General features: G+C 62.4%; 1 protein-coding gene. It reads right to left on the bottom strand.

The features are described 5' to 3' along the window. Positions 1–74: 74 nt before the first annotated feature. Complete coding sequence (locus tag WA225_RS07340) at positions 75–18113, bottom strand: LapA family giant adhesin (protein WP_422607422.1); 18039 nt, start codon at positions 18111–18113, stop codon at positions 75–77. Between the last annotated feature and the right edge of the window lie 216 nt (positions 18114–18329).

The following is an 18329-nucleotide window of genomic DNA, read 5'->3' as shown; positions in this document are numbered from 1 at the left end:
GACGCAATCGTCACCGTCGCGGTAGGCGCAAACGTGACGGCCGCCCCAGAAGGGCGGCCGTTCTTGTTCATGTATCAGCTGTTGTTGTGGTCGACTTTGATAGTCGGGTCGCTGCCGGCAATCAGGTTGTGAATGTTGGCACTCGACCAGTTGTTGCCTTCCAGTTTGATCGTCACATCCGGGGTTGCCGCAGCAGTATCGCCGGAGTTGAACTTGCCCGCCGAGCTGACTTGCAGCGACGACGTGCCGTCGACCGTGGTGATCTTCAGGAAGTTGTCGATGGTGCTGCCGGTCTCGCCCTGCAACAGATCGCGCAGATCGATACGGTCACCGTCGGCGGCCTTGAAGTCCTTGATCACGTCGTTGCCGGTGTCGCCCGCCTTCCAGACGAAGGTGTCGGCACCCGAACCACCGATGAGGATGTCGTTGCCCTGACCGCCGATCAGCGTGTCATTGCCGGTGCCGCCGAGCAGGATGTCATTGCCTTTGCCGCCGTCGAGCAGGTCATTGCCGCCCGAGCCGAACAGGATGTCATTGCCGCCGCCGCCCAACAGCGTGTCATTACCGTCATGCGCGCCGGAGACATCGAACGCCTGATAGTGCTCGGTGATGTACTGGTGCACGTTGCTGGTGGTGACTTTGCTGACGTCGACGCCGGTTTGCTGCGCGACGAACGCCTGCATCGCCTGATAACCCTCACCGGCAATGCCGTTGAAGCTGACCAGATCGCCGAACAGGATGTCGTTGCCGTCGCCACCGCTGACGGTGTCGTTGCCCGGCAGCGTTGCCTCGGTGTGGCCGATGATCGAGTTGGCCAGATCCTTCGGATCGATGTTGGTTTGCGGCGTTTTATCCGAATCGTAAGGCTTCAGATCGTTGAGGCTGACGCCGCTGTTCAGGCCGATGGCCTCGACGTTCGACAGGCCACTGAGCAACGCGAAACTGCTGGTCGAGTTGTCGGTGGTGGTCGAGGTGGTGCTGCTGCCGCTGCCCGCCAGGCTCGACAGCTCGTAAGTGCCGTCGCCCTGCGCGTGAACGGTGCCCAGATTGGTGGTGCTCCAGCCGTAACGTGCCGTGTAGGTCTGCAACTGGGCAATTCCGCTGGCGTTGATGCTCAGGTAATGCGTGTTGTCGATATAGGTGCTGAAGGTGTCGCCCAGCTTGTAGTTGCTGGTGGTCACCACGCTGTCGAACTTCACGCTGCCGTACAGCGTCGGGTTGGTCTGCTCGCCGCTCTGGTAGTAGGTCGGCTGGCCGTCGGTGATGAAGTACGTGAGGTTCTTCGCCCCGGTGTTGGCCACAGCGTCGGCGCTCTGGAACCAGTTGGCCGTGGTTTTGAACACGTCCTCGTAGTTGGTGCCGCCGCCGGAACTCATCGAGTCCAGCACCGCTTTGAGCTGCGTCAGCGCGTTCGGATCGTTGAGGTTCACCGACACCGATTTGTTGACCTGGGTATCGAAGTCCACCAGGAAGATGTTCACCGTGCCCGAGTTGCTGCCGCCCAGACTCTGTTTGAGGGTGTTGAACACCGACGTCAGCGAGTCCTTGGCCGCGTTGATCGACGAGCTGCTCATACTGCCGGAGCTGTCGACCATGAACGCGATGTTGTAGTTGGTGCCCGGCACCACGGTCAGGCCACCGATGTCGGCGACGATGATGTCGTTGCCATCGGTACCGGTGACGGTGTCATCGGCCGAGGTGGCGACAATGGCGTTGTAGACCGCCGGCACCACGGTGACCGGAATGGTCGCGGTGCTGCTGGCCGAACCGCCGACCATTTCGGTGGAGGTCGAAGTCACGGTCAGGTTGAACTGGCCGTTGTAGTACGGCGGCGGGGTCACGGTCAGGCTGCCGAGGTTCCAGCCGGTGACGTTGGCATCGCCGCTGCTGGCGGTGACGGTGAAGGTGTGACCCGCGCCATCGCTGAGCACCGAGCCGACCGGTGCACCGCTGATCTTCACGCTGAGGGTTTCCGAACCGTCGGTGTCGGTCAGGGCAGTGGTGATGGCCGACAGTTTCACCGTGGTGCCTTCGGCGCCGGTGTTGAGTTTGTAGCCGTCGTAATAGCCTTCGCCGCCGCTGCCGTGCAGATCGGAAACGGTCACGCCCGAATTGATCAGATCCTGCACGCCGGTGTAGATCGGCACGCCAGTGCTGCTCAGGTCGATCGGCGTGCTGCCGTTGACCGACAGGTTGACGTCATAGCTGCCCGGGCCGCTCTGGTTGTGGTGGTAGATGTCCAGGGTGTAGTAGCCGCTGGTGGTCGGGGTGAACGAACCGTTGAGGTTGCCGCCCGCGCCCCACGTGGTCGACGCCACGCTCTTGCCGCCAATGGTCACCAGCAGGCTGTCATCGCCAACACCACTGAAGGTGTAGGTCTTGCCGGCTTCCAGATAGATCAGGCCGGAAGTCTTCGATGCTGTGCCGGCGGTCACGCTGCCGTCCGACTGGACGTTGTTCACGTTAGTGCTGGTGTTCGGTGTGCCCGCGCCGTCGATGACGTTTTTCAGGGTGGTCGAATTCGCCCCGCTGCCGTCGGTGCCAAGGCCCGACAGACCGGTCCAGACTTCTTTGACCAGCCCGGTGGACTTCACGCTGTTGTCGGCGACGCTCACGGTCGGCGCATCCGCCACTGGCGTGATGTCGATCTTCACGGTGCCGGTGTTGCCCAGCAGTTGGCCGTCGGTTGGCTGGAACTTGATCTGTGCGTAGTCCGCCTGGTTGTTGCCCAGGCCGGTGCCGCCGTAACCGTTCACACCCGATTCGTTGGTGTCCGGCAGGAAGCGCAGCTTGCCCGCGTCGATATCGGCTTTGCTGAAGGTCTGGTTGTTGGCAACGTCTTTCCAGGTCGAGCCGTCCAGGTACTGCAGTTTGCCTTCGCCCGGCAGCTGGGTGATTTTCACCCCGAGGCTGCTGGCCGGGCTGTCGACGTCGGTCACGCCGAAGGTCGACCAGCCGAGGATCAGCGGAGTGTCTTCAGTGCCGGTGACGTTGACCGGTGCAGCAACCGGGGCATCGTTGATCGCCACCACATTGACCGTGGTGGTCGCGGTGTTGGAGTAGTTGCCGCCATCGGTCACCGTCACGGTGATGATGCGCGGCACGGTGCTCGGGTCTTCGCTGTTGTTGGTGAAGCTGATGTTCTTGATCGCCTGCATGTAATCGGCCAGCGTCGCGTTGCCCGACAAGGTCAGGGTCACGGTGCCGTTGGTGCTGTTGGCATTGATCGTGATGCCGTTGACGCTGTTGCCCAGATTCAGCGCATCGCCGTCCTGACGGTTGGTCAACACAACGGTGGCGCCGGTGAGCATGGTGCTGTCCGGGTCGGTGATCTTGATATCGGTGTCGGCAATCGACACACCCGCGCCCGGGGTGTTTTCGGTGAAGGTCACCTTGTAGTCGGCACCGGTGGCACCGCTGGAGTTGTTGGCATCCAGGTCGATGACCGGCGGTGCGTCGTTGTCGATGATCGAGGTGCTGACGCTGCCATTGGTGCTGCTGACCGCGAGGTTCTCGAAGTTGCCGCCGGTGGCCGAATCGATCTTGACCACGAAGTTCTCGGTGCCTTCGGTGATCTTGTCATCGATGGTGGCGACGTTGAACTGCGCACTGCTCGCCCCTGCCGGGATCTTCACGGTGTACACACCGGTGAAGTCCGAACCGTCGGCAGCGGTGCCGCTGTAGACGATTTTCAGGGTCACTTCGGTTTGCGCCGGGTGGTTCAGGCTGACCGTGTAGCTGGCGGTCTGGCCTTCGGTCACCGAGCTGCTGCCAGTGATGCTGACGGTGGTGGTGTCGATGGTGTCGGTGACGCTGGTCACGGCTGGCGTGGTGTTGGTCACCAGATTCTCGAAGCTGCCGCCCGTTGCATTGCTGATGGTGGCTTGCACGGTGCCGGCGTCTTTGTAGACGTCGTCGGCCGGTGCCGCAACGGTCACGGTGCCGGTGGTTTTGCCAGCGTCGATGGTGATGACCGAGCCGTTGCTCAGGGTTACGGTCACTGGCGAGCCAGCGGCGTTGGTCAATGTCGCGGTGTAAGTGATCTGGCCACCTTCGGCCACGGTGCCGGTCGCGGACAGCGTCAGGTTGGTGGTGTCGACGGTATCGGTCACGGTGGTGCTGACCGGGGTTTTGTCGGCGACGAGATTTTCGTAGTTGCCACCGGTCACGTTGGTAATCGAGTTGCTCAGCGGTGCATGGCCGGTCAACGCATCGTTCGGTGCGGTGGTGGTCACAGTGCCGCTGGTTTTGCCGATGTCGATGGTGATGGTCTGACCGTTGGCCAGGGTCACCACGACCGGCGCGCCGGTCACAGCTGCACCGACAGTGGCGGTGTAGATGACGTTGCCGCCTTCAGCCGCGGTACCGGTCGCGGTCAGTTTCACCGTGGTGGTGTCGATGGTGTCGGTGACGCTGGTCACGGCTGGCGCGGTGCTGGTGACGAGGTTTTCAAAGCTGCCACCGGTGGCGGTTTTGATCGTTGCCTGGACGTTGCCAGCGTCTTTGTAAACGTCATCGGCTGGCGCTGGAACGGTCACGGTGCCGCTGGTTTTTCCGGCGTCGATGGTGATCACTGCGCCGTTCGACAGGGTTACGGTCACAGGCGAGCCTGCGGCGTTGGTCAGGTTCGCGGTGTAGGTGATCTGTCCACCTTCGGCCACGGTGCCGGTCGCGCTCAGCGACAAGTTAGTGGTGTCGATGGTGTCGGTGACGGTCGTCGAAACCGGCGTTTTGTCGGCCACCAGATTTTCGTAGTTGCCGCCCGTCACGTTGGTGATCGAGTTGGTCAGCGGCGCGTGACCGGTCAATGCATCGTTAGGCGCAGTGGTGGTCGCGGTGCCGGTGGTCTGGCCAACACCGATGGTGATGGTCTGACCGTTCGACAGGGTTACCACGACAGGCGAGCCGGTCACAGGAGCACCGACGGTTGCGGTGTAGACGACGTTGCCGCCCTCTGCCGCGGTGGCCGTTGCCGTCAACTTCACGGTGGTGGTGTCGATGGTATCGGTGACGCTGGTGATAGCCGGCGTCGTGCTCGGCACCAGGTTTTCGAAGTTGCCACCGGTGGCGGTGCTGATCGTGGCCTGCACAGTGCCAGCGTCTTTATAGACGTCGTCGGCTGGTGCTGGAACGGTCACGGTGCCGGTGGTTTTACCAGCATCGATGGTGATCACGGCGCCGTTCGACAGGGTCACGGTGACTGGCGAGCCAGCGGCGTTGGTCAGGGTCGCGGTGTAGACGATCGAGCCGCCTTCAGCCACAGAACCGGTCGCGCTCAACGACAGGTTGGTGGTGTCGACGGTGTCGGTCACGTTGGTGCTGACCGGGGTTTTGTCGGCGACGAGATTTTCGTAGTTGCCGCCCGTGACGTTGGTGATCGCATTGGTCAGCGGTGCGTGGCCGGTCAATGCATCGTTTGGCGCTGCAGTGGTTGCGGTGCCCGTGGTCTGGCCTACACCGATGGTGATGATTTGACCATTGGCCAGCGTCACGACAACTGGCGAGCCGGTAACCGGAGCGCCTACGGTAGCGGTGTAGACAACGTTGCCGCCTTCAGCCGCCGACTCAGTGGCGGTCAACTTCACGGTGGTGGTGTCGATGGTGTCGGTGACACTGGTGACGGCTGGAACGGTGCTCGGCACGAGATTTTCGAAATTGCCACCGGTGGCGGTGCTGATCGTTGCTTGCACGGTGCCGGCGTCTTTGTAGACGTCATCGGCTGGCGCTGGAACAGACACGGTGCCAGTGGTTTTACCGGCCTCGATAGTGATCACGGCACCGTTCGACAGCGTCACGGTGACTGGCGAACCAGCGGCGTTGGTCAGGGTCGCGGTATAGACGATCGAGCCACCTTCAGCCACAGAACCGGTAGCGCTCAGCGACAGGTTGGTGGTGTCGACAGTGTCGGTCACATTGGTGCTGACCGGCGTCTTGTCGGCCACGAGGTTTTCGTAGTTGCCGCCAGTGACGTTGGTGATCGAGTTGGTCAGCGGCGCGTGGCCAGTCAATGCGTCGTTAGGCGCAGTGGTGGTCGCGGTGCCGGTAGTCTGGCCGACGCCGATGGTGATGGTTTGACCGTTCGACAGGGTTACCACGACAGGCGAGCCGGTCACAGGAGCACCGACGGTTGCGGTGTAGACGACGTTGCCGCCCTCTGCCGCAGTCGCGGTTGCCGTCAACTTCACGGTGGTGGTGTCGATGGTGTCGGTGACGCTGGTGATGGCCGGCGTCGTGCTTGGCACCAGGTTTTCGAAGTTGCCACCGGTGGCGGTGCTGATGGTCGCCTGCACGGTGCCGGCGTCTTTGTAGACGTCGTCAGCCGGGGCGGGAACAGTCACGGTGCCGGTGGTTTTGCCGGCATCGATGGTGATCACTGCGCCGTTCGACAGAGTCACGGTGACTGGCGAGCCAGCGGCGTTGGTCAGGGTCGCGGTGTAGACGATCGAGCCACCTTCAGCCACAGAACCGGTCGCGCTCAACGACAGGTTGGTGGTGTCGACAGTGTCGGTCACGTTGGTGCTGACTGGCGTCTTGTCGGCCACGAGGTTTTCGTAGTTACCGCCGCTGACGTTGGTGATCGCGTTGGTCAGTGGCGCATGACCAGTCAATGCATCGTTTGGCGCTGCGGTGGTTGCGGTGCCCGTGGTCTGGCCTACACCGATGGTGATGGTTTGACCATTGGCCAAAGTCACGACAACTGGCGAGCCGGTAACCGGTGCGCCTACGGTAGCGGTGTAGACAACGTTGCCGCCTTCGGCCGCCGACTCAGTGGCGGTCAACTTCACGGTGGTGGTGTCGATGGTGTCAGTGACGCTGGTCACAGCCGGCGTCGTGCTCGGTACCAGGTTTTCGAAGTTGCCACCGGTGGCGGTGCTGATCGTCGCCTGCACGGTGCCGGCGTCTTTGTAGACGTCATCAGCCGGTGCTGGAACAGTTACGGTGCCAGTGGTTTTGCCGGCGTCGATGGTGATCACGGCGCCGTTGCTCAGCGTCACGGTGACCGGCGAACCAGCGGCGTTGGTCAGGGTTGCGGTGTAAACGATCGAACCACCTTCAGCAACCGAATTGGTAGCGCTGAGTGACAGATTGGTCGTGTCGACGGTGTCGGTAACATTGGTCGATACCGGGGACTTGTCGGCCACCAGGTTTTCGAAGTTGCCACCTGTTACGTCAGTGATCGCGTTGGTCAGTGGAGCATGGCCAGTCAATGCGTCGTTTGGCGCCGTGGTGGTCGCGATACCGGTAGTCTGGCCGACGCCGATGGTGATCGTCTGACCGTTGGCCAGGGTTACGACAACCGGCGAGCCGGTGACTGGTGCGCCGACAGTCGCGGTGTAGGTGACGTTGCCCCCCTCAGCTGTCGACTCTGTCGCTGTCAGTTTGACGGTGGTGGTGTCGATGGTGTCGGTGACATTGGTCACGGCTGGCACGGTGCTCGGTACCAGATTCTCGAAGTTGCCACCGGTCGCGGTCGAAATGGTTGCTTCGACTTTGCCTGCATCTTTGTATACGTCATCCGCTGGCGCTGCGACGGTGACGGTGCCGGTGGTTTTGCCGGCCTCGATGGTGATCACGGCGCCGTTCGACAGGGTGACGGTCACTGGCGAGCCAGCGGCGTTGGTCAAAGTCGCGGTGTAAGTGATCTGGCCACCTTCGGCCACGGTGCCGGTCGCGGACAGCGTCAGGTTGGTGGTGTCGATGGTGTCGGTCACGGTGGTGCTGACCGGGGTTTTGTCGGCCACGAGGTTTTCGTAGTTGCCGCCGCTGACGTTGGTGATCGAGTTGGTCAGCGGCGCATGGCCGGTCAATGCATCGTTTGGCGCAGTGGTGGTTGCGGTGCCGGTGGTTTGGCCTACACCGATGGTGATGGTTTGACCGTTCGACAGGGTTACCACGACTGGCGAACCCGTCACTGGTGCGCCGACGGTTGCGGTGTAAACGACATTGCCGCCTTCAGCCGCAGACTCGGTGGCTGTCAGTTTCACCGTGGTGGTGTCGATGGTATCGGTGACGCTGGTCACTGCCGGTACGGTGCTCGGAACCAGGTTCTCGAAGTTGCCGCCGGTCGCGGTCGAAATGGTCGCTTCGACTTTGCCTGCATCTTTGTAAACGTCATCCGCCGGCGCTGCGACGGTGACGGTGCCGGTGGTTTTGCCGGCCTCGATGGTGATCACGGCGCCGTTCGACAGGGTGACGGTCACTGGCGAGCCAGCGGCGTTGGTCAATGTCGCGGTGTAAGTGATCTGGCCACCTTCGGCCACGGTGCCGGTCGCGGACAGCGACAGGTTGGTGGTGTCGATGGTGTCAGTGACGGTAGTCGAAACCGGCGTTTTGTCGGCCACGAGGTTTTCGTAGTTGCCGCCAGTGACGTTGGTGATCGAGTTGGTCACAGGCGCGTGGCCGGTCAGCGCATCGTTCGGTGCGGTGAAGGTCACGCTGCCGGTGGTTTTGCCGACTTCGATGGTGATGTTCTGACCGTTGGCCAAGGTCACCACGACCGGCGAACCGGTGACTGGCGCGCCGACAGTGGCGATGTAGGTGACGGTGCCACCTTCAGCCACGGAGGTATCGGCGGTCAGTTTGACCGTCGAGGTATCGATGGTGTCGGTGACTTGGGTCACGGCCGGTACAGTGCTCGGCACCAGGTTTTCGAAGTTGCCACCGGTGGCGGTGCTGATCGTCGCCTGCACGGTGCCGGCGTCTTTATAGACGTCATCCGCTGGCGCTGGAACAGACACGGTGCCAGTGGTTTTGCCGGCTTCGATGGTAATCACCGCGCCGTTCGACAGGGTCACGGTGACTGGCGAACCAGCGGCGTTGGTCAGGGTGGCGGTATAAACAATCGAACCGCCTTCGGCCACAGAGCCGGTCGCGCTCAGCGACAGGCTGGTGGTGTCGACGGTGTCAGTGACGCTGGTCGAAACCGGTGTCTTGTCGGCCACCAGATTCTCGTAATTGCCACCGCTTACCTCGGTGATTGCATTGGTGATCGGCGCGTGACCGGTCAATGCATCGTTCGGGGCGATGGTGGTTGCGGTCCCGGTGGTTTGGCCAACGCCGATGGTGATGGTCTGGCCGTTTGACAGGGTGACGACAACAGGCGAGCCGGTCACTGGAGCGCCGACAGTGGCGGTGTAAGTGACGGTGCTGCCTTCAGCGACCGACGTATCAGCCGTCAGTTTGACGGTCGAGGTGTCGATGGTGTCAGTCACTTCGGTGACGGCTGGAACCGTGCTCGGCACCAGGTTCTCGAAGTTGCCACCGGTAGCGGTGGAGATCGTCGCTTCGACTTTGCCCGCGTCTTTGTAGACGTCATCGGCCGGAGCTGGAACGGTCACAGTGCCAGTGGTTTTACCGGCTTCGATGGTGATTACCGCGCCATTAGACAGCGTCACGGTGACTGGCGAGCCAGCCGCGTTGGTCAGCGTCGCGGTGTAGATGATCGAACCACCTTCCGCCACGGTGCCGGTTGCAGTCAGCGACAGTTCAGTGGTGTCGACGGTGTCGGTGACATTGGTCGAAACCGGCGTCTTGTCCGCCACCAGATTTTCGAAGTTGCCGCCGCTTACCTCGGTGATCGCATTGGTGATCGGCGCGTGGCCGGTCAATGCATCGTTCGGCGCGATGGTGGTCGCGGTGCCGGTGGTCTGGCCAACACCAATGGTGATGGTCTGACCGTTAGCCAGGGTCACGACCACAGGCGAACCGGTCACTGGCGCGCCGACAGTTGCGGTGTAAGTCACGCTGCCACCCTCAGTCGCCGACTCGGTCGCGGTGAGTTTGACGGTGGTGGTGTCGATGGTGTCGGTGACGTTGGTCACGGCCGGCACGGTGCTCGGCACCAGATTCTCGAAGTTGCCGCCGGTTGCATCCTTGATCGTCACTTCGACTTTGCCGGCGTCTTTGTAGACGTCATCGGCAGGCGCCGCAACCGTCACGGTGCCGGTGGTTTTACCGGCCTCGATGGTGATCACCGAACCGTTGCTCAGGGTCACGGTCACCGGGGTGCCGGACGGGTTGGTCAGGGTCGCGGTGTAAACGATCGAACCGCCTTCTGCCACCGAGTCGGTCGCGGTCAGGTTCAGGTTGGTGGTGTCGGTGGTGTCCGAAACCGCGGTGTCGGCGGGCTTGCCGTCGACCGCCAGTTTTTCGTAGTTGCCGCCGGTGGCGCCGTCGATGGTCACGCTCAGCGAGCTGCCGCCGGCCAGAGGGCTGTTCGGTGCGACGAAGTTCACCGAGCCGGTGGTTTCACCGACAGCGATGGTGATGGTCTGACCGTTGGACAGGGTCACGACCACTGGCGAGCCAGTCACCGGCGCAGTCACGGTCGCGGTGTAGACCACGGTTTCGCCTTCGGCGACGTTCGGCGTGGCGGTCAGCGACACGGTGGAGGTGTCGATGGTGTCATTGACGGTGGTGACGGCCGGGGCTGTGCTGGTGACGAGATTTTCGAAGTCGCCACCGGTCGCGCCTTTGATGGTCGCTTCAACGGTGCCTGCGTCTTTGTAGACGTCGTCTTTCGGAGCGTCGACGGTGACGGTGCCGGTGGTTTTGCCGGCGTCGATGGTGATCACGGCACCGTTCGACAGGGTCACGGTCACTGGCGAGCCAGCCGCGTTGGTCAAGGTGGCGGTGTAGGTGATCTGGCCGCCTTCGTCCACAGTGCCCGTCGCGGTCAGCGACAGATTGGTGGTGTCCGTGGTGTCGGTCACGGTGGTGCTGACCGGGGTTTTGTCGGCCACGAGGTTTTCGTAGTTGCCGCCGGAAACGCCAGTGATCGAGTTGGTCAGCGGCGCATGACCGGTCAGCGCATCGTTCGGCGCGGTGGTGGTGACGGTGCCGGTGGTTTTACCCACTTCGATGGTGATGTTCTGACCATTGGCCAATGTCACGACGACAGGTGAACCGGTGACAGGCGCGCCGACGGTGGCGGTGTAGGTGACGGTGCCACCTTCAGCCGCGGACTCGGTGGCGGTCAGTTTGACTGTCGAGGTGTCGAGGGTGTCGGTAACGTCGGTGACCGCAGGCGTGGTGCTTGGCACCAGATTCTCGAAGTTGCCGCCAGTCGCATCTTTGATCGTGACTTCGACCTTGCCGGCGTCCTTGTAGACGTCATCGGCTGGCGCAGCAACAGTCACGGTGCCAGTGGTCTTGCCCGCTTCGATGGTGATCACTGAACCGTTCGACAGGGTCACGGTGACCGGGGTGCCAGCCGGGTTGGTCAGCGTCGCGGTGTAAACGATCGAACCGCCCTCGGCCACTGTCCCGGTCGCAGTCAGTGTCAGATCGGTTGTATCGACGGTGTCGGTCACAGTGGTGCTGACCGGCGTTTTGTCGGCCACCAGATTCTCGTAATTACCGCCGCTCACGTCAGTGATTGCGTTGGTCAGCGGCGTGTGGCCGTTCAGTGCATCGTTCGGTGCGGTGGTGGTCACAGTGCCGGTAGTTTTACCGACTTCGATGGTGATGTTCTGACCGTTGGCCAGGGTCACGACAACTGGCGAACCGGTCACAGGTGCACCGACAGTGGCGGTGTAGGTGACGGTGCCACCTTCAGCCGCGGACTCGGTGGCGGTCAGTTTGACGGTCGAGGTGTCGATGGTATCGGTGACTTCGGTCACAGCCGGAACGGTGCTTGGCACCAGGTTCTCGAAGTTGCCGCCGGTAGTGTCCTTGATCGTCACTTCGACTTTGCCAGCGTCTTTATAGACGTCATCGGCAGGCGCTGCGACGGTCACGGACCCCGTGGTTTTGCCGGCTTCGATGGTGATCACCGAGCCGTTGCTCAGGGTCACAGTCACCGGACTGCCGGCCGGATTGGTCAGCGTCGCGGTGTAGATGATCGAACCGCCCTCGGCGACCGAAGGGGTGGCGCTGAGGGACAGATCGGTGGTGTCGACGGTGTCAGTAACTGTGGTCGACACCGGAGTCTTGTCGGCCACGAGGTTCTCGTAGTTGCCGCCGCTGACACCCGTAATCGAATTGCCCAGCGACGCCTGACCGGTCAGCGCATCGTTGGGTGCAGTGAACGTCACGGTGCCGGTGGTTTTGCCGACTTCGATAGTGATGCTCTGCCCATTGGCCAGGGTCACCACAACTGGCGAACCGGTGACCGGCGCGCCGACAGTCGCCGTGTAAGTGACAGTGCCACCTTCAGCCACAGTGGTGTCGGCGGTCAGTTTCACGGTCGAAGTATCGATGGTGTCCGTCACATCGGTAACGGCTGGCGTGGTGCTTGGCACCAGGTTTTCGAAGTTGCCGCCAGTCGCATCCTTGATCGTGACTTCGACTTTGCCGGCGTCTTTGTAGACGTCATCGGCCGGGGCCGCAACGGTCACGGAGCCGGTGGTCTTGCCCGCTTCGATGGTGATCACCGAACCGTTGCTCAACGTTACGGTGACTGGCGTGCCGGCCGGGTTGGTCAGGGTCGCGGTGTAAACGATCGAACCACCCTCAGCCACGGTGCCGGTCGCGCTCAGCGACAGGTTGGTGGTGTCGACGGTGTCGGTCACCGAGGTCACGGCCGGCGTCTTGTCGGCCACGAGGTTTTCGTAGTTGCCGCCGCTGGTGCCGTCGATTTTCACGCTCAGCGTGTTGCCGCCGGCCAGTGCATCGTTCGGTGCGGTGAAGTTGACGCTGCCACTGCTGGCGCCGACCGGAATGGTGATGGTCTGGCCGTTGGACAGGGTCACCACAACTGGCGAACCGGTCACTGGCGCGGTCACGGAAGCGGTGTAAACCACCACGCCGCCTTCAGTGGTGCTGGCGGTGGCCGTCAGCGAAACAGTGCTGTTGTCGATAGTGTCGGTCACGTCGGTGACCGCCGGGGTCTTGTCGACCACCAGGTTCTCGAAGTTACCGCCCGTGGTCTTGGTGATGCTGGCGTCGACTTTGCCGGCGTCCTTGTAGACGTCATCGGCAGGCGCTGCGACGGTCGCGGTGCCAGTGGTCGCGCCTTTGGCGATGTTGATCACCGCGCCGTTGCTCAAGGTCACGGTCATCGCCGTGCCTGCCGGGTTGGTCAGGCTCGCGGTGTAGACGATCGAACCGCCCTCGGCAACCGAAGCGGTGGCGCTCAGGCTGATATTGGTGGTGTCGACCGTGTCGGTGACGGTGGTCACGACCGCCGAACGGTTGGCATCGACCTGTTCGAAGTTGCCGCCGCTGTGGCTGGCAATCGCCGTCTGAACCTTGCCGCCGTCGATGTACGGAGTATTGGCAGGCGCGGCGAAATTCACCGAGCCGCTGGTGGCGCCGGCGGCGATGTTGATCACTGCGCCGTTGGCCAGGGTCACGGTCATGGCAGTGCCGGCCGGACTGCTCAGGGTCGCGGTGTAGGTGATCTGGCCACCTTCGCTGACGGTGTCGCTGGCGCTGAGGGTCAGCGTGGTTTTGTCGATGGTGTCATTGACGGTGGTGCTGACCGGAGTCTTGCTGACGTCGAGTTTCTCGAAGTTGCCGCCAGTGGCATCGGTCATGGTCACGGTGAGCTTGCTGACGTCTTTGTAAACGTCATCGCTCGGCGCAGCGATGGTCACCGAACCGCTGGTTTTGCCAGCTTCGATGGTGATGGTCTGGCCGTTGCTCAGGTTGACGGTCACCGGCGTTTGCGCGGCGTTGGTCAGGGTCGCGGTGTAGGTGATCGAGGTGCCTTCGAGCACGTAGCTTTCTGCGCTGAGGGTCAGGTGCGTGGTGTTGATCGTGTCGGCAACGTTGGTCACCGCTGGCGTTGGGTTGGCCACCAGGTTTTCGAAATTGCCGCCGTCGGTGCCCTTGATGGTCACTTCGACTTTGCCGGCGTCTTTGTAGACATCATCGGCAGGTGCTGGAACGGTCACGGTGCCGGTGGTCTTGCCGGCGTCGATGGTGATGGTCGAACCGTTGCTCAGGGTCACGGTCACCGGGGTGCCGGCCGGGTTGGTCAGTGTCGCGGTGTAAACGATCTGCCCGCCTTCATTGACGTTGCCGGTGGCGGTCAGCGAAACGGTGGTGGTGTCGACGGTGTCGGTCACGGTGGTGCTGACCGGCGTTTTGTCAGCGACCAGGTTTTCGTAGTTGCCGCCGCTGACGTTGGTGATCGAATTGGTCAGCGGTGCATGGCCGGCCAGCACGTCGTTCGGTGCAGTGGTAGTCACGGTGCCGGTGGTCTTGCCGACTTCGATGGTGATGTTCTGGCCGTTGGCCAAAGTCACGATCACTGGCGAACCGGTGACTGGCGCGCCGACAGTCGCGGTGTAGGTGACGGTGCCGCCTTCAGCAGCGGTTTCGGTGGCAGTCAGTTTCACCGTCGAGGTGTCGATGGTGTCAGTGACGTCGGTCACGGCTGGCGTGGTGCTTGGCACCAGATTCTCGAAGTTGCCGCCGGTGGCGTCCTTGATGGTCACTTCGACTTTGCCGGCATCTTTATAGACGTCATCGGCAGGCGCAGCGACGGTCACGGTGCCGGTGGTTTTACCAGCGTCGATAGTGATTACCGAGCCGTTGCTCAGGGTCACGGTGACCGGGGTGCCGGCCGGATTGGTCAGGGTTGCGGTGTAAACGATGGAGCCGCCTTCCGCCACTGTGCCGGTCGCGCTCAGCGTCAGGTTGGTGGTGTCGGTGACGTCAGTCACGGTGGTGCTGACTGGGGTCTTGTCGGCGACGAGGTTTTCGTAGTTGCCGCCCGTTACGCCGGTGATCGAATTGGTCAGCGGTGCGTGGCCGTTCAACGCGTCGTTGGGTGCGGTGGTGGTCACGGTGCCGGTGGTCTTGCCTACTTCAATGGTGATGTTCTGGCCATTGGCCAAAGTCACCACGACAGGCGAACCGGTAACCGGCGCACCCACGGTAGCGGTGTAGGTGACGGTGCCACCTTCAGCGGCCGTTTCGGTGGCGGTCAGTTTCACCGTCGAGGTGTCGATGGTGTCAGTGACGTCGGTGACGGCTGGAACGGTGCTCGGCACCAGGTTCTCAAAGTTGCCGCCGGTCGCATCCTTGATAGTCACTTCGACTTTGCCGGCGTCTTTGTAGACGTCATCGGCTGGGGCTGCGACGGTCACGGTGCCGGTGGTTTTACCGGCTTCAATGGTGATCACCGAGCCGTTCGACAGGGTCACGGTGACTGGCGAACCTGCGGCGTTGGTCAGGGTCGCGGTGTAGGTGATCTGGCCACCTTCAGCCACGGTGCCGGTCGCGCTGAGCGTCAGGTCGGTGGTGTCAGTGGTGTCGGTGACGGTGGTGCTGACCGGGGTTTTGTCGGCGACGAGATCTTCGTAATTGCCGCCGCTCACGCCGGTGATCGCGTTGGTGATCGGTGCGTGACCGGTCAGCGCATCATTCGGTGCCGTGGTGGTGATGGTGCCGGTGGTTTTACCCACTTCGATAGTGATGTTCTGACCGTTGGCCAGGCTCACCACAACTGGTGAACCGGTCACGGGCGCGCCAACGGTGGCGGTGTAAGTGACGGTGCCACCTTCAGCCGCCGACTCGGTGGCGGTCAGTTTGACCGTGGTGGTGTCGACGGTGTCGGTCACGTCGGTGACGGCTGGAGCGGTGCTCGGCACCAGATTCTCGAAGTTACCGCCCGTGGCGTCCTTGATGGTCACTTCGACTTTGCCAGCGTCTTTGTAGACGTCATCGGCAGGTGCGGCGACGGTCACGGTGCCGGTGGTTTTGCCGGCTTCGATGGTGATCACCGAACCGTTCGAAAGGGTTACGGTGACAGGCGAACCGGCGGCGTTGGTCAGGGTCGCGGTGTAAACAATCGAACCACCTTCAGCCACGGAACCGGTGGCGCTCAGCGACAGGTTGGTGGTGTCGGCAACATCGGTAACGCTGGTCGAAACCGGGGTCTTGTCGGCAACGAGGTCTTCGTAATTGCCGCCCGAAACACCGGTGATCGAGTTGGTCAACGGCGCATTGCCGGTCAACGCATCGTTCGGCGCGGTGGTGGTCACGGTACCGGTGGTTTTGCCGACTTCGATGGTGATGCTCTGACCGTTGGCCAGGCTTACCACGACTGGCGAGCCAGTGACCGGCGCGCCCACGGTGGCGGTGTAAGTAACGGTGCCGCCTTCAGCAACCGAAGTGTCAGCCGTCAGCTTCACGGTCGAGGTGTCGATGGTGTCAGTCACTTCGGTGACGGCTGGAGCGGTGCTCGGCACCAGGTTCTCGAAGTTGCCGCCGGAAGCGTCTTTGATCGTCACTTCAACTTTGCCGGCGTCTTTATAGACGTCATCGGCTGGCGCCGGAACGGTCACGGTACCGCTGGTCTTGCCCGCCTCGATGGTGAGTACCGAGCCGTTGCTCAGGGTCACGGTCACCGGTGTACCGGCCGGATTGGTCAGGGTCGCGGTGTAAACAATCGACCCCCCTTCAGCCACGGTGCCGGTTGCTGTCAGCGACAGGTTGGTATCGTCGATCGAGTCGGTGATGGTGGTGGTCGCTGGCGTGGTGTTCGGCACCAGGTTTTCGAAATTGCCACCGCTAGTACCGGTGATGGTCGTGCTGACGGTGCTGCCGTTGTTGTAGACGTCGTTGGCCGCCGTCGGCACGTTGACCGAGCCCGTGGTCTTGCCGGCTTCGATGGTGATCGTCGAGCCGTTCGACAGGGTGATCGTCACCGGGGTTTGCGCTGCGTTGGTCAGCGTCGCGGTGTAAGTGATCTGGCCACCTTCGACGACGGTGCCGGTGGCGGTAAGGCTCACGCTGGTGGTGTCGATCGAATCGGTCACCGTGGTGGTCGCTGGCGTGGTGTTCGGCACCAGGCTTTCGAAGTTGCCACCGGTGGCGCCGGTAATGGTGGTGCTGACGGTGCCGCCATTGTTGTAGACGTCATTGGCCGCCGTCGGCACATTGACGGTGCCGGTGGTCTGGCCGGCTTCAATGGTGATGGTCGAACCGTTCGACAGGGTGACGGTCACCGGGGTTTGCGCCGGGTTGGTCAGGGTCGCGGTGTAGGTGATCTGGCCACCTTCGACCACTGTGCCGGTGGCGGTCAGGGTCAGGTTGGTGGTGTCGATCGAATCGGTGATGGTGGTCACCGCTGGCGTCGGGTTTGGCACCAGGTTTTCGAAGTTGCCGCCGCTGGCACCGGTAATCGTCGTGGTGACGGTGCTGCCATTGTTATAGACGTCGTTGGCCGGGGTCGGCACGTTGACGGTGCCGGTGGTCTGGCCGGCACCGATGGTGATGGTCGAGCCGTTCGACAGGGTGACGGTTACCGGGGTTTGCGCCGGGTTGGTCAGGGTCGCGGTGTAAGTGATCTGCCCGCCTTCGGTGACACTCGGCCCCGCCGTCAGGGTGACGGTGGTGGTGTCGATGGTGTCGGTGACCTGCGTCGTGGCCGGGGTGGTCGGCGGCGTCACGGTGATGCCGTTGCCGCCGGTGGTGCCGGTGACGGTCACGTCGATCTGGGTCGGGTCGTTATAAACAGTGTCGTTCGGGGCCAGCGGCACATTGACGGTGCCGGTGGTGGAACCTGCTGGAATCACAATCACCGAACCGTTGGACAGGGTGATGGTCAGGTCGGTCAATGGCGCCTGGGTCAGGGTCGCGGTGTACACCAGCACGCCGCCGGCTTCAGTGATGGTCGGCGTGGCGCTGAGGCTCAGGGTCGATTCACGCAGGGCGTTGGTGGTGGTGTCGGTGGTCTGGCCGCCGGTGATGTTTTGCGCGGCTTGACCGCCGGCGTTGATGCCTGCGGTCGGGAAGCCAATAGTCGGGTCAACGCGGCCAGCGGTGGCGTCGAGCATCACGAAACTGTGACCACCCCCGGCGGCACCGCCAGTGCCGGCGGCGCTCGGGCCGGCAGCGGTGGCATCGAGGGCGGTGGTCGGGTCGACACCGGCGGCGATGGCTTGCTGCAATTCTGCTACCGACGGCGCAGCCTGCGCGGTGGCTTCGGCCAGGTCAGTGCTGGAGTCGGGCGCGGTGGCGCTCCACTGGGTTTCGCGGCCCAGGTCCAGGGTGCGGCCATCGGCCAATTCAAGCGACACGGCGCCAGACAGACCGGTATCGATCTGGTCGCCGACAAACAGGCGATCGCCTTCAACGAGTACGCGGCGCACGCCCTCTGGGGACACCACGAATACCTGACCGACAATGCTTTTGACGATGGCAACAACACTGCTCATTGAAGACTCTCCGGGGTGTCACGTTCAGTTGACTTCCATGGACCTGAAGGCATGGGCGCCGATTCAGTCTGGACGTACTTTAAAAATTCGCGAAATAAGTTTGACGCGTCTAATCGTCAATAATTTGGCTAGATTCTTTCGCTATTAACTTTATGCCAAACTATTGACCTTCTGGGTGCCATCCTAAACAATCGCCCCACTAATGTCACATTGATA

This window comes from Pseudomonas sp. (assembly GCF_049300855.1).
GTDB lineage: Bacteria > Pseudomonadota > Gammaproteobacteria > Pseudomonadales > Pseudomonadaceae > Aquipseudomonas.
This window is presented reverse-complemented; position numbering and strand designations above follow the sequence as displayed.